This window comes from Micromonospora sp. NPDC126480 (assembly GCF_040302465.1).
In the GTDB taxonomy this organism is placed as follows: Bacteria; Actinomycetota; Actinomycetes; order Mycobacteriales; family Micromonosporaceae; genus Micromonospora.
In genome coordinates, this window is the sequence record NZ_JBEORU010000007.1 from 12,842 (window position 1) to 36,057 (window position 23,216).

Genomic DNA, 23,216 nt, shown 5'->3' on the forward strand with positions numbered 1-23,216 from the left:
AATGAGCCACTCCACCCGGGGTACGCTGTCGCGCGTGCCGCCGTTGAATCTGGGCAAGCAGCAGCCGAAGACCCCGTTGAACGCCGACCTGGCCTGGCGCGCGACCGCCGCCCGGGCGGCCGGAACAGTCCTCTTCTTCGACTTCGACGGCACCCTCGCGCCGGTCGACGACGATCCGACGGCGGTGCAGCCCGCGCCGAAGGTGCTCGCCGCCATCGAGGCGCTCGCCCCCGTCGTCCGCCGGATCGCGATCGTCTCCGCGCGCCCGGTCGAGTTCCTCCGCGACCACCTCGGCGGGCTCGCCGGCATCGATCTCTACGGCCTGTACGGCCTGGAACACAGCCACTCCGGCGGTGAGACCGTCACCGAGCCGGCGGCGCTGCCCTGGGTGCCGACCATGGCGGACCTCGCCGACCAGGCCCGCGCCGAGCTGCCCGCGGGCACGCTTGTGGAGTACAAGCGGCTCTCGGTGGCGCTGCACTGGCGGACCGCGCCGCAACTCGGCCCGGCGATCGAGGAATGGGGCCGGGCCCGCGCCGAGCAGCTCGGCCTGCGGGTCCAGGCCGGGCGGATGGTGCTGGAGCTGAAGCCCCCGGTCGACCGGGACAAGGGCATGGTCATCGACGAGGTGGTCCGGGACGCGGAGGGCGCCTGGTACTTCGGCGACGACGTCTCGGACATCAAGGCCTTCGCGGCCCTTCGGGCCCGGGCGGACGCGGATCCGCACTTCTTCGGCGTCTGCGTCGCCGTCGCCAACCCGGAGACCGGCCAGGAGGTCGCCGACGCCGCCGACCTCACGATCGATTCGCCGGCCGCGCTCGGCGACTTCCTCACCGACGCGGCCCGCCGGCTCACCTGACACCGACGCCGCCGTGGCGGCCGGCGTCAGGCGCCGTAGCGGCGCTGCCGGTTGGCGTACGAGCGCAGCGCGCGGAGGAAGTCGACCCGACGGAAATCCGGCCAGTTGAGTTCGCAGAAGTAGAACTCGGAGTGCGCGGACTGCCAGAGCATGAAGCCGGACATCCGCTGCTCGCCGCTGGTGCGGATGATCAGGTCGGGGTCGGGCAGGCCGCGGGTGTAGAGGTGCTCCGCGATGTCGTCGACGTCGAGCACCTCGGCCAGCTGCTCGATCGTGGTGCCGGCCTTGGCGTGCTCGTGCAGCAGCGAGCGCACCGCGTCGATGATCTCCCGGCGCCCGCCGTACCCCACCGCGATGTTGACCTGTGCGCCGCCGGCACGATCGCGCGTGCGCTCCTCGGCCGCCTTCAGCGCCGCCGCGTGATGCGCCGGCAGGACGTCGAGCGCGCCGACCATGCGCAGCCGCCAGGGGTTGCCCTCCTCGGCCAGCTCGGTGGTCAGGTCCTCGATGATCTGCAGCAACGGGTTGAGCTGCGCCGCCGGGCGCGACAGGTTGTCGGTGGAGAGCAGCCAGAGCGTCACGTGCCCCACGCCGGCCGCGTCGCACCAGCGCAGCAACTCCTTGATCCGCTCGGCGCCGACGCGATGGCCGTCGTTCGGGTCGACGAAACCCATCTCCCTGGCCCACCTGCGGTTGCCGTCGCACATCACGCCGACGTGCCGGGGCACCGGCTTGCCGGCCAGTTTCGCCGTGAGCCGGCGCTCGTACACCGAATAGACAAGGTTCCGCAGAGTCATCACCTGTCAGGGTAGCGACCGGGGCGAGGCCTCAGGGCCCCGGATACCGTTCCCGCGTGGCGAGACCGCGGGCGATCATCGCCAGCGTACGGGCGTCGAGCCGGCCGTCGCCGAGTCCCAGCTCGACCACCGTCCGGTACACCCGGTCGTCGCGGCTCGCCGCCCGCACCGCCGCGTCGACCACCGGCCGCCGGCGGGCGAGCCAGGCCGCGACCGAGCTGTGCCGCAGGTGTACGCCGAGCCGGCGGCGCAGCGCCTCGGCGTACCGCCGGCCGGCGTGCTGCGGGGCGCGGGCCGCCGCCGCACCGGCCAGCGCACCGGACACCAGCGCGTAGAAGATCCCCTCACCGGTGAACGGGTTGATCAGCGAGAGCGCGTCACCGGCCAGCACCATCCGCCCGCGCCCCGGGACCGGGCGGTGCGTGGACAGCGGCAGATGGTGCGCCCGAAGATCGGTCACCGTGGCGGGATCGGTCCCGGGCAGCAGCGCGCCCAGCCGCTCGACGAGATGCGCCCGGGTCAGCGGCTCGCCGCGCAGCACCTCCCCGTACCCGACGTTCGCCCGACCGTCCCCGATCGGGAACGACCACGCGTACGCCGGCCAGCGCGGCGCCGACGTGACGATGAGTTGCTCCGGCGGGCCGGGCAGCGCCGGCGCGTACCCCCGGATGGCCAGAGCCAGATGACGGTCCGGGTTCGGGAGGTGTCCCAGCGCGCGGCGCACCAGCGAACCGGCACCGTCGGCGCCCACCACGGCCCGCCCCGCGATCCGCCCGTCGAGCACGACTCGGCCCGTGCGCACCTCGACCCGGCGGACCGTGTGCCGGCACAGCTGGGCGCCGGCCGCGACCGCCGCCGCCACCAGCCGGGCGTCGAAGACGCTCCGGGGCACGGTGTACGCCGGGCGGGGCAGCCGCCGCGCCACGGCACCACCGCCCGGACCGACCAGGCGCAGAGCGGGCAGCGGGGCGTAGCCCGCCACCGCATCCGGTACGCCCAGCTCGCCGAGGACATCCAGCGCGTGCGCGGCGATGCCGTCCCCGCAGGCCTTGTCCCGCGGAAAGGCGGACCGGTCCACCAGGAGCACCCGGGCGCCCGCCCGGCGGGCGGCGATGGCGGCGGCCGACCCGGCCGGCCCCGCACCGACCACCACCACGTCGAACTCGTCGTCTCCGGGTTCTCCACCCACCCGGCCGCCGCCTGCGCCTTCGCTGTCCACCGCACCGGCTGTCACGCCCCACTCCTCTCCGCCGCCGCATCCGCCGTCCCGTCCGGCCCCGGACCCCGGACCCCGCCCAGCCGACGACGTCACGGCGGAACGGACACCACTCTCCCGCCGCCTTTGCTCTGCTTCAACGGACGCAACGGAACGGAGCGCGATGTGTTGCGTTGGTTGAAGCAGAGCAAAGGGCGCGATCGGGTCGGTCGCGGCCGGGTCACCGGCTGTCGCGGTCCGCCCGGCTGTCGCGGTCCGCCCGGCTGGCGCGCCCCACGGCGTACAGCGCCAGCAGCGCCGCCGCGACCAGCGCGCCGCCGTCGCGGACCAGCCCGTCGACACCCAGCAGCCACCAGCACAGCGGCAGGTCCACGGCGAGGACGCCGAACGTGACGACAACCAACGCGGTACGGGCCCAGCGCCGGCCGCGCAGCAGGAACGCCGTGCAGAACAGCACCGCGTAGCTGGTGACGATCCCGGCGCCGACCCACAGCAGCACGGCGGGGATCGCCGCCAGCCGGCCGTCGAGGATCGCGCCACCGGCCACCAGGGCGGGGACGAGCATCAGCGGGCTGTAGGTGAACGCCGCCACCCGTGCGGTGAGCAGCCAACCGTTGGCCTCCGGCCGGCGCGGCGGCACCTCCCGCCAGGACACGCCGGTCCGGTCGATGACCAGCCGGGACCGGTGCCGCACCAGGTGCCCGGCCAGCGCCGGCGAGCGGTACAGCAGCCACACCACCGCCGCGCAGAGCACCGTGAGCAGCGCGAAACCGAGCAGCCCGGGCAGTGGGGGGACGCCCTGCCTGGGCACGATCAGACGGCCCACGGCCAGGACGGTCGTCACCGCGAGGATCAGCCCGAGCGGGCGGGCGACCGTCCGCCCCCGCCGGACGTGACCGATCAGCAGCAGGAAGCCGAGCGAGCGCAGCAGCGCCCAACCGGTACGGACGGCGAGACCGACGCCGCGCTCCGGGGCGTACCAGAAATGGAGGAGCTCGACGACGACGGTCGCCGCCGCGGTCACGGCAAGCAGCGTGGTGAGCGCCCGGACGGCGGACGGCCGCCGGACCTCGGTGGTCTCGGCGGCCGTCCTCATGGGATCAGCTGGTGCCCCGCCGGGGCGGGACCCACACCTACTTCTTCTGCGGCTCGGCGTCGAGCCGGGCCCGCAGCGCGTCCAGCTCGGCCCAGAGGACGCCGGGCAGCTTGTCACCGAACTTCTCGAACCACTCGGTGACCAGCGGCAGCTCGTTGCGCCACTCGTCCGCGTCGACCTTCAGCGCGATCCGGACGTCCTCCGGGGTCATGTCCAGGCCCTCGACGTCAAGCGCGTCCTGGGCGGGGACCATGCCGATCGGGGTCTCGACGGCCTCGGCGCGGCCCTCGATCCGCTCGATGATCCACTTCAGGACCCGCGAGTTCTCGCCGAAGCCCGGCCAGAGGAAGTTGCCCTCGGCGTCCTTGCGGAACCAGTTGACGTAGTAGATCCGCGGCAGCTTCGACTCGTCACCGTCGGCGCCCTTGCCCATCTCGATCCAGTGCCGGAAGTAGTCGCCGCCGTGGTAGCCGATGAAGGGCAGCATGGCCATCGGGTCGCGGCGCACCACACCGACCGCTCCGGAGGCGGCAGCGGTGGTCTCCGAGGAGAGCGTCGCACCCATGTAGACACCGTGCACCCAGTCGCGCGCCTCGGTGACCAGCGGGATGGTGTCGCGGCGGCGGCCACCGAACAGGATCGCGTCGATCGGCACGCCGTTCGGGTCGTAGTAGTCCTCGGCGAGGATCGGGCACTGGGTGATCGGGGTGCAGAAGCGGCTGTTCGCGTGGGAGGAGAGGCTGTCGCTCTCCGGCGTCCAGTCGTTGCCCTTCCAGTCGATCAGGTGCGCCGGAGGCTCGCCCATGCCCTCCCACCAGATGTCCCCGTCATCGGTCAGGGCCACGTTCGTGAAGATGGAGTTGCCGCGGTCCAGCGTCCGCATCGCGTTGGCGTTGGTCTTCCAGTCGGTGCCGGGCGCCACGCCGAACAGGCCGTACTCCGGGTTGACGGCGTAGAGGCGACCGTCCGGGCCGAACCGCATCCAGGCGATGTCGTCCCCGATGGTCTCGACCTTCCAGCCCGGGATCGTCGGCTCCAGCATGGCGAGGTTGGTCTTGCCGCAGGCCGACGGGAAGGCGCCGGCGATGTGGTAGACCTTGCCCTCCGGCGAGGTGATCTTGAGGATCAGCATGTGCTCGGCGAGCCAGCCCTCGTCCCGGCCCATCACGCTGGCGATACGCAGCGAGTAGCACTTCTTGCCGAGCAGCGAGTTGCCGCCGTAGCCGGAGCCGAAGGACCAGATCTCCCGGGTCTCCGGGAAGTGCGAGATGTACTTCGTCTCGTTGCACGGCCACGCGACGTCCTGCTGCCCCGGTGCGAGCGGCGCGCCGATCGAGTGCAGCGCGTGCACGAAGTCCGCGTCGTCGCCCATCGCCGCCAGGACCTTCGCGCCCATCCGGGTCATGATGCGCATGGAGGCGACCACGTACGGGCTGTCCGTGATCTCCACACCGAACATGGGGTTCTCGGCCTCGACCGGCCCCATGCAGAAGGGAATGACGTACATGGTGCGACCGCGCATGGAGCCGCGGTACAACTCCGTCATCGTCCGCTTCATCTCCGCCGGCGCCATCCAGTTGTTGGTGGGACCGGCGTCCGCCTCGTCGACGGAGCAGATGAAGGTGCGCTCCTCGACCCGGGCGACGTCCGTCGGGTCCGTCCGCGCGTAGAACGAGTTGGGCTTCTTCTCCGGGTTGAGCCGGATCAGTGTGCCGGCCTCGACGAGCTCGTCGGTGAGGCGGCGCCACTCCTCGTCGGACCCGTCAACCCACACGACCCGGTCGGGGGTGGTCAGTTCCGCGACCTCACGGACCCAGGCGAGCAGTTTGGGGTGGGACGTCGGGGCCTGATCGATACCCCGAACAGTGGCCGGAGCAACCATGACACATCTCCTTGTGGTCGACGCTGACCGGTCTATGGGATGCACGAGTCTTGACGGCGCCTATGCGTCGTCTTCGTGGAAACCTGGGATTGGCCTCAGCGTAAACCGGCTTGCGTCGCCAGTCAGTGGGACTGGTTGTGAAGAACTGCACAAGGTACGGCCACGCTGCGGCATCACGAGCTGATACCCGCTTTCACGCGCAGTTTCACGCAAATCCTGCGGTGAACCTCCGAGCACGGTCCCTCGCCGTCCGATCCCGAGAGTCGACCACCGAGCTTCGCCGAACCCGCTCCAGACCCTCGCCGGCGCGGTTACGCTCCGTTCATCCACGCCGTCAGCATCAGCCTCGCTCGCCGTTGCTACCGGTACGGCGTGCCCGCAGCCGGTACGCTCGCGAGGTGGCCGCGACGATGATCGGGGAGCCCGGCTCCCGGCAGACCCGACCGGGTCTGCTCCGCTCCCTGCTCGACCGGTTCGGTCATCTCGTCCGGGAGCTGAGCAAGTTCGCCACCGTGGGCGGGATCGCCTTCATCATCGACTTCGCGTTCTTCAACTTCCTGACCGCCGCGCAGGGCGTCGAGCAGGTGACCGCCAAGACCATCTCCACGGTGGTGGCCGCGACCTTCGCCTTCCTCGGGAACCGGTTCTGGACGTGGCGGCACCGCCGGGGCGCCAATCCCGCCCGCGAGTACGCGCTGTTCTTCTTCTTCAACGGGGTCGGCCTCGGCATCACGGTGGCGGTCCTGGCGATCAGCCGGTACGGGCTCGGCCGGATCTGGCCGGAGATCTTCCAGACTCCCCTGGCGGACAACATCGCCAGCTACGTCGTCGGCACCGGCCTGGCGACGCTCTTCCGGTTCTGGTCCTATCGACGGTTCGTCTTCGTGGCAGCGGGAACTCCGAGTGTTCCGGAAGTGAAGCACGACCGACACGGGGCGTGACCTACCGCCCATCCCGTCCGGCCGGGACCTTCCGGCCCCGTCCACTGCCCTAAGGTGTTCCGCATGCGTCTTGTCCGTCTCCTGCCCGAGCGCTGGCAGAAGTTCGTCCACGAGGCGTTCAAATTCGGCATCGTCGGGGGCGTCAACACCGTCATCAATTACGCGGTGTTCAATGCCCTGGCACTCACCGTTTTCCGCGACGGGCAGCTGAAGGCAACGGTCATTGCCACAATCGTGGCGACGATCACGTCGTATCTGATGAATCGTCACTGGACGTACCGCGATCGGCCGAAATCGGCGATGCGACGCGAATACGCCCTGTTCTTCCTTTTCAACGGTGCGGGCCTGCTCATCGAGTTGGGCGTGCTGGCCGTCGCCAAGTACGGCTTCGGGGTGACCAGCCTCCTCGCCCTGAACCTCGCGAAGACCCTGGGTGTCGGGCTCGCCACGCTGTTCCGTTTCTGGTCCTACCGGACGTTCGTCTTCCAGCCGGCCCCCGCCCACGCGACGGACACCTGGCCCACCGTCCCCCGCGACGAGTGGGACACGATGGCCGAGATGGACCCGGTGGCCGAGCTCGCGGAATCCATCTCCGAGCTGGAAGAGGCCGCGCCACCACCGGGTACCGACCGTACGCGCGCCACCCCGTTCCAGGGCCGCATGGTGCCGCTCGACGCCGGGCTCACCCTCGACCGGGAACTGGAGGCCGAGCTCGCCGCCGAGCTACAAGCCAGCACCCGACGCACCCGCCGGTCCTGACGGCGCGGCCGGGTCACCCGGACGGGTGAGGCGACCGCGGGACTCAGCCCGGTTCGCGTAGCGGCTTCCCGTTCTGGACGTCGGCGACGATGTCGCGCATCTCGGCGTCACCCAGCGAATGCCGGTCGTGGTGGGCCTCCACCAGCTCGTAGAGGGTGGTTTGGACGCGCTCGACCTGCGGGACGTCGTGCAGCACCGACTGGCCCCGCTCCCCCGCGGACTCGATCGTGAGGGTGCCACAGCCGAAGAGCCGCTCGACGAAACGCTGGTTCATCGCGTGGTCGTTGACCCGGGTGAGCGGGATGTCCCGTCGGTCCCGCGAGAGCACGCCCTGCTGGATGAGCACCCGTTCGTCGGTGAACAGGTAGTGGGTGGTCCGCCAGACCAGGAACGGCCAGAACGCGAACCAGAGCACCCCTACCAGCGCCAGCCCACCGACCACCGCCAGGGCGACCGACCCGCCACCGCCCGACGGAAGCAGGACCACGGCCGCCACCACCGCGGCGACGGCGAGCACCAGCACCGCGACCGGCCGTACCAGGGCCTTCCAGTGCGGGTGCAGGTGCAGCACGACGCGCTCGTCCTCGGTGAGCACGTCCTCAGGAAACGCCACGACCACCTCCGGGAGAAAAGGACGGGCAGACGTTATCCGTTCCGGAGGCCCGGAGTAATTAGCCGCACGGCCCTGCCGTCCTCCGCTTCCGCGATCTTGCACTTCTGGCCCTCGGTTCGCGGCATTCGCAGCCTTTGTCGGGGCACAAAGTGCAAGATCGCGGAGAGGGCGGTCAGCGGAGGTGGAGGATGTCGGCGGCGGAGAGGTGGTAAGTGGTTTCCCTGGTGGTCACGATCAGGTGGCCGTCGGGGTCCACGCCCGTCGCGGTGCCGGTCAGCTCGCCGCCGCCGGGCAGGAGCGCCCGGACCTGCCGGCCGACCGTCGCGCACCTCGTCAGGTAGGCGTCGCGCAGGCCGCTGTCGACGGCGCTGCCGCCGGCGGCCCGCCAGCGGGCGTACCAGTCGGCCAGCGACCGGAGCAGGGCTCGCACCAGCGGATCCCGGTCGGTGGCCGCGGCGCCCGCCAGCTGCAGCGAGGTGGCCGGCAGGCCGGTCGGGTTCTGGGGCAGCTCGTCGGCGCGCAGGGTCACGTTCAGGCCGATGCCGAGGACGATCCCGGGGGGCGTCGCCGGCGTCGCTTGCGGCACCCCCTCGGCGAGGATCCCGCCGCACTTCGCCTCGTCGACGAGCAGGTCGTTCGGCCACTTCAAAGTGGCCTCCAACTCGGCGAGCCGGGTCACCGCCTCCACCAGCGCCACGCCGGCGAGCAGCGGCAGCCACCCGTACGCCGACTGGGGCGCCGGCGGCCAGCCACGGTCGGCGACCGCCTCCCCCGGCCGGAGCAGGACGCTTGTCGCGATCCCGGCTCGGGCCGGCGACTGCCAGGCCCGGCCCCGCCGTCCCCGGCCCGCGGTCTGCCGTTCGGCGATCACCACCAGCCCCTCCGGTTCGCCGGAGCGGGCGTACCCGGCAACGTCGGCGTTTGTCGAGCCGGTCTCGGTGCGCAGCTCCAGCCGGGCCCACGGGCCGTGCGGCGCGACCAGAGCACGCCGCAGCCGCGTCGCCGACAGCGGCGGACGGTCCAGATCCGTGTACGGCGAGCCCGGCATCCCGCCAGCCTACGGGTCGGCGGGCGACGCGGTGATGAGGCGTACTGCACAGCCGCGCCGGCCTGAACCATCGTTATATTCCCTGGGTGACTACCGAGACCGGGATCAACATCCACAGCACCGCGGGCAAGCTGGCGGACCTGGAGCGTCGGGTCGACGAGGCGGTGCACGCCGGGTCGGCGCGCGCCGTGGAGAAGCAGCACGCGAGGGGCAAGAGGACCGCGCGGGAGCGGATCGAGCTGCTGCTCGACGAGGGCTCCTTCGTCGAGCTGGACGAGCTGGCCCGGCACCGGTCCACCAACTTCGGGCTGGAGCGCACCCGCCCGTACGGTGACGGCGTCATCACCGGCTACGGCACGATCGACGGCCGGCAGGTCTGCGTCTTCGCACAGGACTTCACGGTCTTCGGCGGCTCCCTCGGCGAGGTGTTCGGCGAGAAGATCGTCAAGGTGATGGACCTGGCCATGAAGATCGGCTGCCCCGTCATCGGCATCAACGACTCCGGCGGCGCCCGGATCCAGGAGGGCGTGGCCTCGCTCGGCCTCTACGGCGAGATCTTCTTCCGCAACGTACGCGCCTCCGGGGTGATCCCGCAGATCTCGCTCATCATGGGCCCGTGCGCGGGCGGCGCCGTCTACTCGCCGGCGGTCACCGACTTCACCGTGATGGTCGACCAGACCTCCCACATGTTCATCACCGGTCCGGACGTCATCAAGACCGTCACCGGCGAGGACGTCGCCATGGAGGACCTGGGCGGTGCCCGCACCCACAACGCCCGCAGCGGCAACGCGCACTACCTCGCCAGCGACGAGGAGGACGCGATCGAGTACGTCAAGGCGCTGCTGTCGTACCTGCCGTCGAACAACCTGGACGAGCCGGTGGTCTACGACGCACCCGTCGACCTCGACGTCTCCGACTCCGACCGGGAGCTGGACACCCTGATTCCCGACTCGGCCAACCAGCCGTACGACATGCACCGGGTCATCGAGCACGTCCTCGACGACGGCGAGTTCCTCGAGGTCCAGCCGCTGTACGCGCAGAACCTCATCATCGGCTACGGCCGCGTCGAGGGCCGCCCGGTCGGCGTGGTCGCCAACCAGCCGATGCACTTCGCCGGCACCCTGGACATCGCCGCCAGCGAGAAGGCGGCCCGGTTCGTGCGCACCTGCGACGCGTTCAACATCCCCGTGCTGACCTTCGTGGACGTCCCCGGCTTCCTGCCCGGCACCGGCCAGGAGTGGGACGGCATCATCCGTCGCGGTGCGAAGCTCATCTACGCGTACGCCGAGGCCACCGTCCCGAAGGTCACCGTCATCACCCGCAAGGCCTACGGCGGGGCGTACGACGTCATGGGCTCCAAGCACCTCGGCGCGGACCTGAACTTCGCCTGGCCGACCGCGCAGATCGCGGTGATGGGCGCCCAGGGCGCGGTGAACATCCTCTACCGGCAGGAGCTGGCCGCCGCCGAGGACCCGGCGGCGCGGCGCGCCGAGCTGATCACCGAGTACGAGGACACGCTCGCCAACCCGTACATCGCCGCCGAGCGCGGGTACGTCGACTCGGTGATCCCGCCGCACGAGACCCGGGCGCAGATCGTCCGGGCCCTGCGGGTGCTGCGCACGAAGCGCGAGACCCTCCCGCCGAAGAAGCACGGCAACATCCCGCTCTAGGTGCAAGGAAGGGCCCCTTGTTAACGCCTGCGGTAGAGGAGGGGCCCCTTCTTAACACCTGATGTCGCCGGGTCAGCAGGGCGGGTTGGCGGCGACGCACATGCGACGGGCCGCCGTTTCGGCGATCCGGACCAGTTCCGCATCGCCGACCGTGTCCGCGCTGAGCACCGTCACCAGGTCGCCCACCCGCAACACGACCCGCTGCTCGGGTGCCGTCGGTCCACCGAAGACCTCGCCGGTCGCCGAGTCCCGCAGCGGTGAGACCGAGTGGCGCAGCAGCATCGCCTCGTCACCGGCGAAGTCCACCCGCAGCGTCTCCCAGCGGTGCGTGCTCTCGACCGTGAGGGCCGTGCCGTCGTACTCGGCCGACCGCACCTCACGCCACTCCCGGCAATCGGCGAGCCGCTTGCGTACCTGCTGGAAGAACCGGGTCGCCTCGTCGCCCGGCAGCCGGTACAGGTCCTGGGTGACCAGGACGTCCGCGGGTCGCCGGTCGCCGCCGTCCGCCCTGCGCAGCAGCGTCACCGACCGACTCACCCAGGCCGTCGTCTCCGGGCCCGCGCTGCACCGGTCGAGCCCGAGGCCGACGTCGACCCGTTCGCCCAGCCCGGGCTCACCGAGCTGAAGGAGCCCGGACCCACCGGTCCCTAGACCGGTCCGTGCGGCCAGGTCCGACTGCTGTACGAGCGCCTCGTGCGGAACCTCGACCCGGCGCGCGGCCCGGCCCGTCGCGGTGGCCCGGGCCGGCGCCGGGCTGCTCGTCGCTGCGGTGACCGGGGCCGGCGCCGGGGTGCTCGCCGCGGTGACCGGCACCCGTACCGGGGCGCTCGCTGCGGCCGGCTCCGACGCGGACCCGTACCCGCGGTCGGCCACCGCGACGGCCGCCGCCGAGAGCGTCGTCAGCACGGCGACGCCGGCGAGCAGGGCGGTCCGGCGGCTGCGGCGACGCGCCCGGGCCCGGATGTCCGCCGGCTCCGCCCAGCGGACGGCCCCCAGGTCGCGCCGCATCCGTTCGACGAAGGTCAGCTCGTCACGCATCCGCGGCCTCCTCCAGATCGGCGACGGCGAGCAGGTCGGCCAGCGCGGCCCGGCCGCGGGAGAGCCGGGCCTTGACGGTGCCGACCGGCGCGTCGGTCTCCCGGGCGACCTCCGCGACGGGCATCCCGACCAGGTAGTGCAGCGCGATCGCGATCCGCTGCGCCTCGGGCAGCCGGCGCAGGGCCTCCACCACCTCGACGGTCTCGATGCCCGGGCCGGGCACGCTCTCGACCGCGCCGTGCCGCAGGTACGCGCGGGCACGGCTGCGCAGGCTGCGCCACCGGCTGACCGCGATCCGGCTCGCCACCACCCGCACCCACGCCTCCGGGTCGTCGTACCCGCTCACCGCCGGCCAGCGCTGCCACGCCCGGACGTACGCCTCCTGCACGGCATCCTGCGCCTCGGCGAGGTCACCGGTGAGCACGTAGACGAACCCGAGCAGCCGCTGCCGGCTGCCGCGGTAGAAATCGTCGAACCCGTCGACGTCCGGCACCTGCGCTACCTCCCCGTGGCGGTCGCAGGGAACACGCATCAGCGGGCGTCCCGGGTTGCCGGCGACTCCAGCTTTCCGCGATATCCGGCCCAAGTCCGGCGGCACGTCAGCCGGTCAGGCCGGCGGCACGTCAGCCGGTCAGGCCGGCGTCGGTCAGGATCGGGCCGGCCAGCAGAACTCCACCCACCACCAGCACGGCCAGGTTGACCAGCGCGAACACCGAGACCCAGAAGAACGCGGGGAACGGCGTGATCCCGGCGAGCTGGTCGGCGTCGGAGGCGGGCATCCGGCCCCGGGCGCGCAGCCGTTGCAGCTCGACCACCGGCCGGACGCCGCCGAGCAGCAGGAACCACACCCCGGTGTACGCGAACGCCGCCTGCACCTGCGGTGACGCGTACCAGGAGACGGCGAGCACGATCCCGCCGGTGACCAGCAGTGACAGCACCCCGAACACGTTGCGGATCATGACCAGCATGGCCAGCAGCAGCGCCACGGCGACCCACAGCAGCAGGGTGATCCGGTTGCCGCCGAGGATCCACGCACCGGCCAGACCGACCAGCGGCGGGGCGACGTAACCGGCGAGCAGGGTGAGGACCATGCCGGGCCCGGAGGGCCGGCCGGCCGACAGGGTCAGGCCGGAGGTGTCCGAGTGCAGCCGGATCCCGTGCAGCCGGCGGCCGGTCAGCACGGCCGCCAGGGCGTGCCCGCCTTCGTGGGCGATGGTCACCGCGTTGCGGGCGATCCGCCACGGCAGCCGGGTGGACACCACCGCCAGGGCGGCCAGGCCGGTCAGCAGCACCAGCAGTGGGGGTGGGTCCGGTTGCGCCCCGAACAACGTGTCCCAGAACCCGGTCAGCCCGTCGATCGCCACCATGGGCGGGGAGCCTACCTCGCTCGTCGCATGTCGCCTCGGTGGCGACCGCTGACGTCAGGCCCGGCGCCGCGCCGCCACCGGCAGGGTCACCGCGTCAGCTCTCGTCAGGGAGCCGCGGCGGGACAGCCGCCAGAACACCGCCCCGGCGACGGTGACGGTGACGACGGTGAGCAGCGCGACCAGGATCGACAGGCCGGCGCCGGCGAGGAGCAGGACGACGTCACCGAGGGCGACGAGCATCCACAGTGCCACCCGGGGGCGGGTGTCCTTCCGTCGGTAGCTCATCTCCTACCTCCTTCCGTCGTGGGCAGTCAGATACCCCGTACGGCGGAAGGTCATGCGGATCAATCCTGACGGTCGGGACGGAAACCCTTCATGATCAGGTCGAAGTTCGGCAGGTTCGCCGCCCAGTCCTTCTCGGCGACCTCCCAGCGCAGCGCGTAGCCACGATTGCGGGCGGTCGCGAAGCCCCGGTTGCGGACATGGATCCGGGTGTTGTCCCGGGTCTCCAGCCACTCCCAGTCGGCGCACGTCAGACCGTAGTCACACCGCTTGATACTCAGGAACTCGTAGTCGCGGACGTAGTTCTTCCGGGCCGGCTCGAGCTGCCTCCAGTCCCGCTCCGCGTCCGGCTTCGGGCTGTCGGTCCACTGGACGAGCAGTTCGCGAACCCCGTTCGGCTCGTCGAAGACGACCGTGTTGGCTCCGGCGTTCCGGCGTACCCAGCCCTCGGGAAGCGGCAGCGCGAACCCGGCCGGATCCTCGTGCAGCTTCCAGTTGGCGGGCAGGGCGTCCGCCGACGGGGTCACCGGCGCGGCGCTGCTCGGGGCGGCGCTGCTCGGGGCCGTGCTCGGCGGGGCCGACGTCGGCGCCGCGGCCGAGGAGGGGGCGGCGCCGGTCGGGCCGACAGCCGGGGTGTCACCACCGTCGCCGTCGGCGAGCAGCGGCACGGCGATGGCGAGACCGAGCAGCAGCACGGCCACCACCGCACCGATCAGCAGGTTCCGGCGGGTGGTGTCGCGCTTCGTACCGTCGGAGGGCGGCTGGACCGGCGCGCGCCCGGCGGGCGCCGGGCGCGGCAGGACGGACGTCGCAGCCGGCTCGACCTTCGTGTCGTCGGGCTGCGGCCGGGGCGCAGCCGTCGGCGTCGCGTCCACCTTTTCCGGCCGGTCGGCGTCCGTCGGGGCCGGCCGGTCGACCTTCGCGGTCGGGGCCGTGTCCGACGTCACCTTCGCCGGGACCTCCGGGGCCGCCGCCGCGGGACCGGGCGCCGGCTCGGGGGTACGCGGAGCCGGCGGGGTCGCCGGCTTGTCGGACTGCCGCTCCGCCGGTCGCGGCGCGGGCACCACCGGTGTACGCGGTACGCGCGGACCGTTCGGCCCCGGCCGCCGTACGCCGTCGAGCAGCGGGATGGTCCGCGTGCGCTTGCCGCTGGCCCGGCGCAGCAACCGCTCCGCCACGTCCGCGGTGATCCGCTCCTCCGGGTCCTTGCGGAGCAGTCCGTTGAGCACCGGCCGCAGCGGACCGGCGTTCTTCGGCGGCGGCAGCGGCTCGGTGGCCAGCGCGGCGAGGGTGGCGATGGCCGAGGGCCGCGCGTACGGCGACTTGCCCTCCACCGCCGCGTAGAGGGTCGCGCCCAGCGACCAGAGGTCGGCCTCCGGCCCGGCGGTGCCGTCCCGGGCCCGCTCCGGAGCGATGTACGCCGGCGAACCGAGCACCAGGCCGGTGCGGGTCACGTTGGGATCGCCGGGAATGGTGGCGAGACCAAAATCGGTCAGGACCACCCGGCCGTCGCTGCCGAGCAGCACGTTGCCGGGCTTGATGTCGCGGTGCATGACGCCCGCCTTGTGCGCCGCCTTCAAAGCGCCCAGCACGCCGAGGCCGATCTCCACCGCCCGGGCCGGCGACACCGGCCCATCCTCCGCGATGGTGTCCTGGAGGGACTTCGACGGCACGTACTCCATCACGATCCACGGGTCGCCGTCCGTGCGCAGCACGTCGAAGATGCGGACGACGTTGATGTGGTTGAGCCGGGCGATGGCCCGCGCCTCCCGCAGCGAACGCTCCCGCATTTCACGGCGTTCCTCGTTCGTCAGGCTCGGCGGCGGCACCAACTCCTTGATCGCCACGTCCCGGTGCAGCACCTCGTCGCGCGCCTTCCACACCCGACCCATGCCACCCTGACCGAGCGGCGAAATCAGCCGGTATCGGTCAGCGACGAGTTGGGGAAGCGCGTTCGACATCGCTGAGACGGTACCCGGCGGGCGCGACAGTCACACCGTCGGCACGCCACTGTGCGGCGAAGGTCAAATTGCGGCGCGTACCCTGACGGCATGTCTGCCGAAGAGCCCCTCTTCCGGGTCGTCCGCGGCGTGCCGACCGCCGAGGAACTGGCCGCGCTCGTGGGCGCGATCGTGGTCCGGACCCGGCCCGCCGCGGCCCCGGCCCCCGCCCCGGTCTCCGCGTGGGCGCGCAGCGCCCGCCCCGCCGGGACGGCCCTCGCCGCCGGGTCCGGCGCCTGGCGCGCCTCCGGGCTACCGCGCTGACTCCGCCGTACGCGGCTACGCTGCGTCGCCCTCCCGCGTCCGAACTTCATCGGCTTCTCTCGTTGGCGCAGGTCGGTGGCATCGCCGCGGTCGACGTCCGTCCGTTGTGCACCAGGCTGGGGCTGCAACTCCCGCACAGCACCGGCTAACCTCACTCAGGGAAACGGTGCGGTAACGGGTAGGGAGGGACCATGATCCCCGAGGAGGACCGCCCAGCGGCCTGGCTCCGCGGCTACGGCGGCATCGAGGCCGACATCCGCCAGTTGCGTGAGTTCGCCGACAGACTCCAGACCGAGGTCGAGCGCCACTACGCGCCGCACCTGTCGTACATCGCCGAGGACATGACCGCCGCCGTACCGAACCCGGCGGACGCGTTCGTCGAGCTCGTCCAGTTCCTGCGCACACACTGGGAAGCCCAACAGGCGACGGCCGACATGGTCTGGGGCGTCGGTGGCGCGACCGGCCGCCTGGCCGCCGTCGCCGGCACCGTCGCCGACCAGTACGAACACTCCGACGCCTTCTCGTCCGCCCGCGTGGCCGACGTCGAGCGCGCAATCGCCACGCCGACCCCCGCCGTCCCGACCAGTCCGGCCGTGGTGCTCACCGACCCCACGGGGCCGGCCGCAGCGCTCGGCGACACGTCCGGCCTCTCGATGATCACGGCCGAGCCGACCGGGTTGTCGGCCGGACCGGCGGAGACCGGGCCCGGACCGGTGGTGCGGCCGTGAACGAACCCGGCGTCGGCCGGACCGGCGGCCTCACCGACTGGCACCTGATGGACGTAGCGAGCATGTGGGCCTGCCTCAAGGACCAGGACACCACCAACCAGTGGCGGCAGGTCGCCGGCTGGCGCAAGGTCTGCGACCTCGCACAAGCCCACCTCGGTCGCCTCCAGGCGTACCGCCGTGGCCTGGCCGAGGCGTGGCCCCCGGAGACGAACACGGCGTCCCAGGCGTACATCCGTGAGCTGGACGAGCTGATCGACCAGGTGCGACGGACCCACGACGCGGCCGCCGCGAACTACACCGCGCTGGCCGCCGCCACCCAGGCCATCGGAAGCACCCGCGCCACCCTCGAGAAGATCCACGAGGAGTACGCGGTGAAGGTCCAGCAGAAGCGGTCGTACGAGGTGACAGCGGCGGACCCGAAGGCGATCGTCGGGAGCCGGGTCTCCGAGCCGCCGGTCACGGATGCGGATCTGGAACGGCTGAACGTGCAGGCGCGCGGCATCATGTACGGGCTGAGCAGCGAGCTCCAACAAGCCCAGGTGGCTCTCCGCCAACCCCCACCACCTCGGCAGCCCGGCCGTGCCCCCGACTCCGTCGACCCGTACGCAGGGATCAGCTCCAGCCCAATCATCCCTCCGATCATGCCGGTGCCCTTGGCCGCATTTCCGCCTCCGCCATTTGCTAGATCGAAAACAGCAGCCCGTCCTACTCCTAAGCCGCCTGCTTCGCCACTCGGGCCATCGTTGGGTGGCACTGTGGTCACCAGCCCTTCGACGAACAAGCCCAACACCACCGGCACTGGAGCATCTGGTTCAGCCGATTCTAAGATGTCGGGCGCCCTACCAAACTCTTCGAGGACTAGCACAACGAGCAATGCGAGCCGGGATAAGTTCGGACGGTCAATCTCTGATCGACCAACCGGCACTACGCACACTGGGCAACCATCTTCCCCTCGCCCAATGCCTCCGGGAGGGCTCATCGGAGGACTACCGGGTGCCGGTTTAGGCCAGCCGGCCTCCGGCAGCACGCAACCACGCCGCATTAATCCGATTGGGGGGGTAATTGGGGGTGGAGGAGCAGGCACCGCCCCTAGCGGCGGAGCAGGGTCACGACCCGGTGGAGGGCGAGGATTCCCGGGGACCAACGCGCTGCCACCTACCGTTGCGTTTCCCGGTTCCTCAATTGCAAAGGGTCCGGAAGCATCGAACAGCCGATCGCGACCAAGTGAGCAGAGGGACGAGCCTCGCACGTGGGATCCAGACCATCCGTGGGACACCGATCGAGGCGTGGATCCAATTGTCCTACCCCCAAAAAACGATGACCCCATTGATCCCGGCCCTGCAATCGGTTTCGCCAGGTGACACTGTGCGTTGGGCGGATGATGGTAGCCGCTCTGACATTGGCTACACAATTGGGTGGCGGCGGGCTCCTACTGTCCCTGGCACCAGAGGACGCCGAAAGGATCCGTTCTGACCAGTGGCACTTGAGTTACCTAAACGTGGCGGTAGCCCATCAGCATAGCCAAGGCGATGGGGTAATCGTCGCCGTGCCCGACACCGGCGTGGATCCACACCCCGATCTCCGAAATAACTTACTGGCCGGGATTGATCTCGTTAACCGCGGTTCGGGCGACGGACGCCATGATCCTCACAGCCACGGCACCGCGATGGCTGGCATCATCGGCGCCCATGGACGACCTAATCGGCTAGGCGCGCTGGGTATCGCGCCGCGAGCGAAGATTCTCCCGATACGGACGTCGGATGCCACCAATGAAAGCGAGGCAGACCGTCTAGCTGCAGGCATTGAGTACGCTGTGTCCTACGGCGCGGACATTATTAGCATTTCTGGTGGCGGGGCCACCTCATCGCGGCTTTCTCGCGCCATTCGAATTGCACAAACAGCCAACGTCGTAATCGTTGCCGCAGCAGGCAACCGGCCCACGGATCAAGGGGTAATCTTCCCTGCTTCCGCCGAAGGCGTAATTGCCGTAGGCGGCACCGATCACATCGGCAACTATGCGTCGATAGCCGTCGCCGGACCGCAAATCGACGTCGTCGCGCCGGCAGTCGACGTCTATACCACGAGCATAGAGGGAAAGTATCGCCGAAGCACCGGGACCTCGAACTCGACGGCGATAGTCGCGGGGATGGCAGCCTTAGTCAGGGCCAGATACCCGCACCTAACAGCGGAGCAAGTTGGGAAGCGACTCACTTCCACTGCCATTGACAAAGGGCCGCCTGGCCGCGATGACCAGTACGGCTACGGCGTGATCGACATCGTAGCCGCGCTGACCGCAGACCTGCCTCCGCTCGGCTTCGAAGCCACTACACCTGACGGCTCCCCCCCGTCGCCAGGGTCTAGTCAGTCGCAATCCAAGAACGAGAGCGCTGCGACAACACGGGGCCTCGTCACGCTAGGTGTAATCGTGGTGGCCGGAGCCGCATGGGCCATCGCAAGAGGTCGACGACGCAGCGACGATCCGCCTCCGCGTATAAGTCGATAAAGCGACTGCCCGAGCAAGTGCTCGGGCAGTGAGCGTCACTTAACCGATCCTGGCCGGGCCACCCAGGCTGCCGGCTGTCCGGTCACCCTGGCTATCTGGTCGAAGTCGCGGTCGTAGTGCAGCAGCGACAGGCCATGGTATTCGGCAGTGGCTGCGACGAGCAGGTCGACTGCTCCGGCGCAACGATGCGCCCCGCGTTCTGTCAAATCCTGCTGTATCTCTGCGGCTCTCTCGTAGACACGTTCGGGCATGAGGACCCACCCGAAGACCATCCGGAGCTGCTGTTGCAGTTGCTGGCGGTCGGCGAGCGAGCGCGCTGTGTACATGAACTCGAGTTCAGTGAGGGGACACACGGCTAGCAGACCGGCGGTAAGGGGCGACTCCCAGCGGGACCTCAACTCAGCGCTCCGGAGAAGTCGCACCAAGGCGCTGGTGTCGACGAGGTAGTCAGCGAGCTTCACGACCGGTACGACGACTTGTCGAGCAGTTCATCGAAGTCACCGGCCTCGCCGCGCCGGGCGAGTTCGGCCAGTGCCTTGGCCCGTCGGAGCCGCGATGCTCCCTCTCGCAGGGCGACGTTCACGGTGTCCTTCTTGGTCTTGGTGCCGAACGCTTCGGCCGCATCAGCGAGGGCTTCATCGTCGACGTCTACGAGGATCTTGGACATGATCACCCCTATATACGCTAGACGGCATCAGTATATCCGCTGTCCGAGTGCCACCGCGCCGGCAACGCCACCTTGGCCTACGGTGTGCGAGCCGTACCGGTAGCGTCGGCTTCGTGTCCGAATCTCTGCCGCTCCGTCTCGTACTCGCCTCGGCGAGCCCTGCCCGACGCAAGACTCTCCAGGCCGCCGGCATCGAGCCGGACGTGCTTGTCAGTGGCGTGGACGAGTCCTTGGTCGTGACGGACCGGGCGGACGAGTTGTGCCTGGAGCTGGCGCGTCTCAAGGCACAGGCCGTCCTGACCCGGCTTCGGCCCGCCGACGACCAGCGCACGCTGGTGATCGGGTGTGACTCGGTTCTGGAGTTCGACGGCCAGGTCTTCGGCAAGCCGGTGGACGGTGCGGATGCGGTGCGCCGGTGGGAACGGATGCGGGGGCGTAGCGGCATCCTGCACAGCGGGCACTGCCTCGTCGATGTCGAGGCGGGGCGCCGGGCTGAGGCGGTCGGCTCGACGATTGTGCATTTCGCCGACGTCAGCGACGAAGAGCTGGCGGCGTACGTGGCCACGGGCGAACCGCTGGCGGTGGCCGGCGCGTTCACGATCGACGGGCTGGGTGGGCCGTTCGTCGAGCGCATCGAGGGTGACCCGGGCACCGTGGTGGGCCTGTCACTGCCGTTGCTGCGCCACCTCCTGGCCGAGCTCGGTCTGCGGATCACCGACCTGTGGACGAAGGTCGCGCCGGGCAACCAGACCGTCGAGCCGCTCACCTGACCGCCGTCCCCACCAGGACGAGCGCCGCCTCGACCAGGACGACCGCCGTCCCGACCAGCATGACCGCCGCCTCAAGCAGGAGGAGCAGAGCGTGACCACGAAGTCGATTCCCCTCACGCCCGAGCTGCACGCGTACCTCGTCGCTCATGGCCGCCCTCCCGACGGCGTCATGCGCGACCTGATCGAGGAGACCCGCGCGGCGCTGCCGCGTGACGCGCGCATGCAGGTGGCACCGGAGCAGGCTGCGTTCCTGACCTTCCTGACCCAGCTGCTGGGCGTGCGGCACGCGGTGGAGGTCGGCACGTTCACCGGGCTCTCTTCGCTGGCGATCGCCGGGGCCTGGCCGCCGGCGGACGGCTGACCTGCTTCGACATCTCCGAGGAGTACACCGGGGTCGCCCGTCGGTACTGGGCCCGCGCCGGGGTGGACGACCGGATCGAGCTGCGGATCGGGCCGGCCGGCGACACGTTGCGCGAGCTGCCGTACGAGCGCCACATCGACTTCGCCTTCATCGACGCGGACAAGACGGGGTACCCGGTCTACTGGTCGGAGCTGGTCCCCCGGATGCGGCCGGGTGGCGTGATCGCGGTCGACAACGTGCTGCGCGGCGGCCGGGTGATCGCGCCCGGGGACGCGGACGACCGCGCCATCGCCGCCTTCAACGACGAGGTTCTGGCCGACGTACGGGTGGAGGCCGTGATGCTGCCGATCGCCGACGGTCTCACCCTCGCGCGGGTCCACTGACTCTGTTGTTAACAAGGGGCCCCTTCTCTACCGCAGGCGTTAACAAGGGCCCCTTCCTTTCACCTCCACCGCACGGCTCCGCGCCCGCGACCGGGGCGCGCCGGACAGTGCGGCATCCCACACTGAGCGATCGTTAGGGGCCGTCAGAGTGGCCGATACACTCCCGGTCAACGACCTCCCGGGAGGAGCCTTCAAGGTGCGCAAGGTACTCATCGCCAACCGCGGCGAGATCGCCGTCCGCGTCATCCGCGCCTGCCGCGACGCCGGCCTGAGCAGTGTCGCCGTCTACGCCGACTCGGACCGGGACGCCCTGCACGCCACCCTCGCCGACGAGGCGTACGCGCTGGGCGGTGACACCGCGGCCGACAGCTACCTGCGCATCGACAAGCTGATCGACGTCGCCGGGAAGTCCGGGGCCGACGCGGTGCACCCCGGCTACGGCTTCCTCTCCGAGAACGCCGACTTCGCCCAGGCGGTCATCGACGCCGGCCTGACCTGGATCGGCCCGACCCCGCAGGCGATCCGTGACCTGGGCGACAAGGTGACCGCGCGGCACATCGCGCAGCGCGCCGGGGCACCCCTGGTGCCCGGCACGCCGGACCCGGTCGGCAACGCCGACGAGGTGATGGCCTTCGCCGTCGACCACGGCCTGCCGGTCGCCATCAAGGCCGCCTTCGGCGGCGGCGGGCGCGGCCTCAAGGTGGCCCGCACCATGGAGGAGATCCCGCACCTGTTCGAGTCGGCCACCCGGGAGGCGGTCGCCGCGTTCGGCCGGGGCGAGTGCTTCGTCGAGCGGTACCTCGACAAGCCCCGGCACGTCGAGGCCCAGGTCCTCGCCGACCAGCACGGCAACGTGGTGGTCGTCGGCACCCGCGACTGCTCGCTGCAGCGCCGCCACCAGAAACTGGTCGAGGAGGCCCCGGCGCCGTTCCTCACCGACGACCAGCGGCGGCAGATCCACGAGTCCGCCAAGGCGATCTGCCGGGAGGCCGGCTACCACGGTGCCGGCACGGTCGAGTACCTGGTCGGCGTCGACGGCACGATCTCGTTCCTGGAGGTCAACACCCGCCTCCAGGTGGAGCACCCGGTCACCGAGGAGACCGCCGGCGTCGACCTGGTCCGCGAGCAGTTCCGCATCGCGGACGGCGAGAAGCTGCGCTTCACCGAGGACCCGACGCCGCGCGGGCACTCCATCGAGTTCCGGATCAACGGTGAGGACCCGGGCCGCAACTTCCTGCCCGCCCCGGGGACGATCACCGCGCTGCGCCTGCCGACCGGTCCCGGCGTGCGGGTCGACACCGGCATCTCCGCCGGTGACGTGATCGGCGGCAACTTCGACTCGCTGCTCGCCAAGGTGATCATCAGCGGTGAGACGCGTACCGAGGCGATCGAGCGGGCCCGCCGCGCGCTGGACGAGATGGTCGTCGACGGCATGGCCACGGCCCTGCCGTTCCACCGCCTGGTGGTCCGCGACGAGGCGTTCACCGCGGAGCCGTTCACCGTGCACACCAGGTGGATCGAGACCGAGTTCGACAACACGGTCCCGGCCTTCACCGCTCCCGCCGGCGCCGTCGAGGGCCCGGCCGAGCGCGAGACCGTCGTGGTCGAGGTGGGCGGAAAGCGGCTCGAGGTCTCCCTCCCGGCCGGCCTCGGCGGGGGTACGACCACCGCGTCGCCGGCGGCGAAGAAGCCCTCCCGCAGGGGTGGTGGGGGCAAGGCCGGCGCCGCGGTCAGCGGAGACGCCCTCGCCTCACCGATGCAGGGCACGATCGTCAAGATCGCGGTCGCGGACGGGGACACGGTGGCCGAGGGCGACCTGGTCGTGGTGCTGGAGGCGATGAAGATGGAGCAGCCGCTGCACGCGCACAAGGCGGGTACGGTGAGCGGCCTCTCCGCCGAGGTGGGTGCGGTCATCACGGCCGGCGCCGCGATCTGCACCATCTCCTGAGGCGCCACCTACCCGCGCCACGTG

Annotated in this window: 22 protein-coding genes and 2 pseudogenes; 10 read left to right on the plus strand and 14 right to left on the minus strand. The window is 70.9% G+C overall.

Annotation, left to right across the window (positions count from 1 at the left end; all coding sequences use genetic code 11):
* Positions 1-34: 34 nt before the first annotated feature.
* Positions 35-859: a trehalose-phosphatase gene (otsB, locus tag ABTW87_RS08665; protein ID WP_350649904.1), complete on the plus strand. Its 825-nt coding sequence runs from the start codon at positions 35-37 to the stop codon at positions 857-859.
* A gap of 26 nt (positions 860-885) precedes the next feature.
* On the opposite strand, the gene ABTW87_RS08670 is transcribed toward otsB, so the two are convergent.
* From ABTW87_RS08670 to ABTW87_RS08685, 4 genes are all read right to left on the minus strand, one after another.
* Entirely contained in the window at positions 886-1,656 is a 771-nt protein-coding gene (locus ABTW87_RS08670) for an isoprenyl transferase (protein ID WP_350649906.1), read from the minus strand.
* Positions 1,657-1,687: 31 nt separating this feature from the next.
* Positions 1,688-2,845: a geranylgeranyl reductase family protein gene (locus ABTW87_RS08675; RefSeq protein ID WP_350650281.1), complete on the minus strand. Its 1,158-nt coding sequence runs from the start codon at positions 2,843-2,845 to the stop codon at positions 1,688-1,690.
* Between the two features lie 247 nt (positions 2,846-3,092).
* Positions 3,093-3,968 (minus strand): hypothetical protein, encoded by an 876-nt coding sequence (locus ABTW87_RS08680; RefSeq protein ID WP_350649908.1) that lies wholly within the window; start codon positions 3,966-3,968, stop codon positions 3,093-3,095.
* A 37-nt stretch (positions 3,969-4,005) separates the two neighbouring features.
* On the minus strand, positions 4,006-5,850 hold the full coding sequence (locus tag ABTW87_RS08685) for a phosphoenolpyruvate carboxykinase (GTP) (RefSeq protein ID WP_350649910.1): 1,845 nt from the start codon (positions 5,848-5,850) through the stop codon (positions 4,006-4,008).
* Between the two features lie 137 nt (positions 5,851-5,987).
* Between ABTW87_RS08685 and ABTW87_RS08690 the strand changes: the two genes are divergently transcribed.
* Positions 5,988-6,791 carry a GtrA family protein gene (locus ABTW87_RS08690; protein ID WP_502891551.1) on the plus strand — a complete coding sequence of 268 codons (804 nt, stop codon included), beginning with the start codon at positions 5,988-5,990 and terminating at the stop codon, positions 6,789-6,791.
* A 63-nt stretch (positions 6,792-6,854) separates the two neighbouring features.
* The gene (locus ABTW87_RS08695; protein WP_350650285.1) at positions 6,855-7,550 is read left to right on the plus strand and encodes a GtrA family protein; all 696 of its coding nucleotides are present in this window, start codon (positions 6,855-6,857) and stop codon (positions 7,548-7,550) included.
* A 43-nt stretch (positions 7,551-7,593) separates the two neighbouring features.
* Here the strand turns inward: ABTW87_RS08695 and ABTW87_RS08700 are convergent, their stop codons facing one another.
* Together ABTW87_RS08700 and ABTW87_RS08705 are read right to left on the minus strand one after the other, a co-directional pair.
* Positions 7,594-8,163 carry a PH domain-containing protein gene (locus tag ABTW87_RS08700; RefSeq protein WP_350649912.1) on the minus strand — a complete coding sequence of 190 codons (570 nt, stop codon included), beginning with the start codon at positions 8,161-8,163 and terminating at the stop codon, positions 7,594-7,596.
* A 172-nt stretch (positions 8,164-8,335) separates the two neighbouring features.
* Positions 8,336-9,211 (minus strand): biotin--[acetyl-CoA-carboxylase] ligase, encoded by an 876-nt coding sequence (locus ABTW87_RS08705; protein WP_350649914.1) that lies wholly within the window; start codon positions 9,209-9,211, stop codon positions 8,336-8,338.
* A gap of 86 nt (positions 9,212-9,297) precedes the next feature.
* Here ABTW87_RS08705 and ABTW87_RS08710 point away from each other — a divergent pair, with 86 nt between their 5' ends.
* Positions 9,298-10,881 (plus strand): acyl-CoA carboxylase subunit beta, encoded by a 1,584-nt coding sequence (locus ABTW87_RS08710; protein ID WP_350649916.1) that lies wholly within the window; start codon positions 9,298-9,300, stop codon positions 10,879-10,881.
* Between the two features lie 72 nt (positions 10,882-10,953).
* Here the strand turns inward: ABTW87_RS08710 and ABTW87_RS08715 are convergent, their stop codons facing one another.
* The 5 genes from ABTW87_RS08715 to ABTW87_RS08735 form a co-directional block, all read right to left on the minus strand.
* Entirely contained in the window at positions 10,954-11,919 is a 966-nt protein-coding gene (locus tag ABTW87_RS08715; protein ID WP_350649918.1) for a hypothetical protein, read from the minus strand.
* Positions 11,912-12,412, minus strand: coding sequence for a SigE family RNA polymerase sigma factor (locus ABTW87_RS08720; protein WP_350649920.1), 501 nt, complete (start codon positions 12,410-12,412; stop codon positions 11,912-11,914). Before ABTW87_RS08720 ends, ABTW87_RS08715 begins: the two co-directional genes overlap by 8 nt.
* A gap of 130 nt (positions 12,413-12,542) precedes the next feature.
* The gene (locus ABTW87_RS08725; protein ID WP_350649922.1) at positions 12,543-13,286 is read right to left on the minus strand and encodes a M50 family metallopeptidase; all 744 of its coding nucleotides are present in this window, start codon (positions 13,284-13,286) and stop codon (positions 12,543-12,545) included.
* Between the two features lie 54 nt (positions 13,287-13,340).
* Entirely contained in the window at positions 13,341-13,571 is a 231-nt protein-coding gene (locus ABTW87_RS08730) for a hypothetical protein (RefSeq protein WP_350649924.1), read from the minus strand.
* 59 nt (positions 13,572-13,630) lie between these two features.
* Positions 13,631-15,529: a serine/threonine-protein kinase gene (locus ABTW87_RS08735; protein WP_350649926.1), complete on the minus strand. Its 1,899-nt coding sequence runs from the start codon at positions 15,527-15,529 to the stop codon at positions 13,631-13,633.
* Positions 15,530-15,619: 90 nt separating this feature from the next.
* On the opposite strand from ABTW87_RS08735, the gene ABTW87_RS08740 reads away from it, so the two are divergent.
* Together ABTW87_RS08740 and ABTW87_RS08745 are read left to right on the plus strand one after the other, a co-directional pair.
* Positions 15,620-15,832, plus strand: a complete 213-nt coding sequence (locus ABTW87_RS08740) for an acyl-CoA carboxylase subunit epsilon (protein ID WP_350649928.1) — start codon at positions 15,620-15,622, stop codon at positions 15,830-15,832.
* A 191-nt stretch (positions 15,833-16,023) separates the two neighbouring features.
* A pseudogene (locus tag ABTW87_RS08745) lies at positions 16,024-16,461 on the plus strand (hypothetical protein); the annotation flags it as partial.
* A 391-nt stretch (positions 16,462-16,852) separates the two neighbouring features.
* Here ABTW87_RS08745 and ABTW87_RS08750 read toward each other — a convergent pair.
* A complete protein-coding gene (locus ABTW87_RS08750; RefSeq protein ID WP_350649932.1) occupies positions 16,853-17,020 on the minus strand; it encodes a hypothetical protein in 168 nt (55 codons plus the stop codon).
* Positions 17,021-17,941: 921 nt separating this feature from the next.
* Here ABTW87_RS08750 and ABTW87_RS08755 point away from each other — a divergent pair.
* Positions 17,942-19,063 (plus strand): S8 family serine peptidase, encoded by a 1,122-nt coding sequence (locus ABTW87_RS08755; protein WP_350650287.1) that lies wholly within the window; start codon positions 17,942-17,944, stop codon positions 19,061-19,063.
* 35 nt (positions 19,064-19,098) lie between these two features.
* Here ABTW87_RS08755 and ABTW87_RS08760 read toward each other — a convergent pair whose 3' ends face one another.
* Complete coding sequence (locus tag ABTW87_RS08760) at positions 19,099-19,524, minus strand: PIN domain nuclease (protein WP_350649934.1); 426 nt, start codon at positions 19,522-19,524, stop codon at positions 19,099-19,101.
* Complete coding sequence (locus ABTW87_RS08765; RefSeq protein WP_350650289.1) at positions 19,521-19,730, minus strand: type II toxin-antitoxin system VapB family antitoxin; 210 nt, start codon at positions 19,728-19,730, stop codon at positions 19,521-19,523. Before ABTW87_RS08765 ends, ABTW87_RS08760 begins: the two co-directional genes overlap by 4 nt.
* A gap of 113 nt (positions 19,731-19,843) precedes the next feature.
* Here ABTW87_RS08765 and ABTW87_RS08770 point away from each other — a divergent pair, with 113 nt between their 5' ends.
* From ABTW87_RS08770 to ABTW87_RS08780, 3 genes and pseudogenes are all read left to right on the plus strand, one after another.
* Positions 19,844-20,500 (plus strand): Maf family protein, encoded by a 657-nt coding sequence (locus ABTW87_RS08770; RefSeq protein ID WP_350649936.1) that lies wholly within the window; start codon positions 19,844-19,846, stop codon positions 20,498-20,500.
* A gap of 91 nt (positions 20,501-20,591) precedes the next feature.
* Positions 20,592-21,244: pseudogene (locus tag ABTW87_RS08775) on the plus strand (O-methyltransferase).
* Between the two features lie 196 nt (positions 21,245-21,440).
* The gene (locus tag ABTW87_RS08780; protein ID WP_350649938.1) at positions 21,441-23,192 is read left to right on the plus strand and encodes an acetyl/propionyl/methylcrotonyl-CoA carboxylase subunit alpha; all 1,752 of its coding nucleotides are present in this window, start codon (positions 21,441-21,443) and stop codon (positions 23,190-23,192) included.
* Positions 23,193-23,216 lie beyond the last annotated feature (24 nt).

Excerpts from the sequence above, each read along its gene's own strand:
- ABTW87_RS08735 (WP_350649926.1), bottom strand. The coding sequence starts at position 15,529 with ATGTCGAACGCGCTTCCCCAACTCGTCGCTGACCGATACCGGCTGATT.
- ABTW87_RS08705 (WP_350649914.1), bottom strand. The coding sequence starts at position 9,211 with ATGCCGGGCTCGCCGTACACGGATCTGGACCGTCCGCCGCTGTCGGCG.
- ABTW87_RS08730 (WP_350649924.1), bottom strand. The coding sequence starts at position 13,571 with ATGAGCTACCGACGGAAGGACACCCGCCCCCGGGTGGCACTGTGGATG.
- ABTW87_RS08725 (WP_350649922.1), bottom strand. The coding sequence starts at position 13,286 with ATGGTGGCGATCGACGGGCTGACCGGGTTCTGGGACACGTTGTTCGGG.
- ABTW87_RS08715 (WP_350649918.1), bottom strand. The coding sequence starts at position 11,919 with ATGCGTGACGAGCTGACCTTCGTCGAACGGATGCGGCGCGACCTGGGG.
- ABTW87_RS08740 (WP_350649928.1), top strand. The coding sequence starts at position 15,620 with ATGTCTGCCGAAGAGCCCCTCTTCCGGGTCGTCCGCGGCGTGCCGACC.
- ABTW87_RS08755 (WP_350650287.1), top strand. The coding sequence starts at position 17,942 with ATGGTAGCCGCTCTGACATTGGCTACACAATTGGGTGGCGGCGGGCTC.
- ABTW87_RS08695 (WP_350650285.1), top strand. The coding sequence starts at position 6,855 with ATGCGTCTTGTCCGTCTCCTGCCCGAGCGCTGGCAGAAGTTCGTCCAC.
- ABTW87_RS08765 (WP_350650289.1), bottom strand. The coding sequence starts at position 19,730 with ATGTCCAAGATCCTCGTAGACGTCGACGATGAAGCCCTCGCTGATGCG.
- ABTW87_RS08670 (WP_350649906.1), bottom strand. The coding sequence starts at position 1,656 with ATGACTCTGCGGAACCTTGTCTATTCGGTGTACGAGCGCCGGCTCACG.
- ABTW87_RS08685 (WP_350649910.1), bottom strand. The coding sequence starts at position 5,850 with ATGGTTGCTCCGGCCACTGTTCGGGGTATCGATCAGGCCCCGACGTCC.
- ABTW87_RS08680 (WP_350649908.1), bottom strand. The coding sequence starts at position 3,968 with ATGAGGACGGCCGCCGAGACCACCGAGGTCCGGCGGCCGTCCGCCGTC.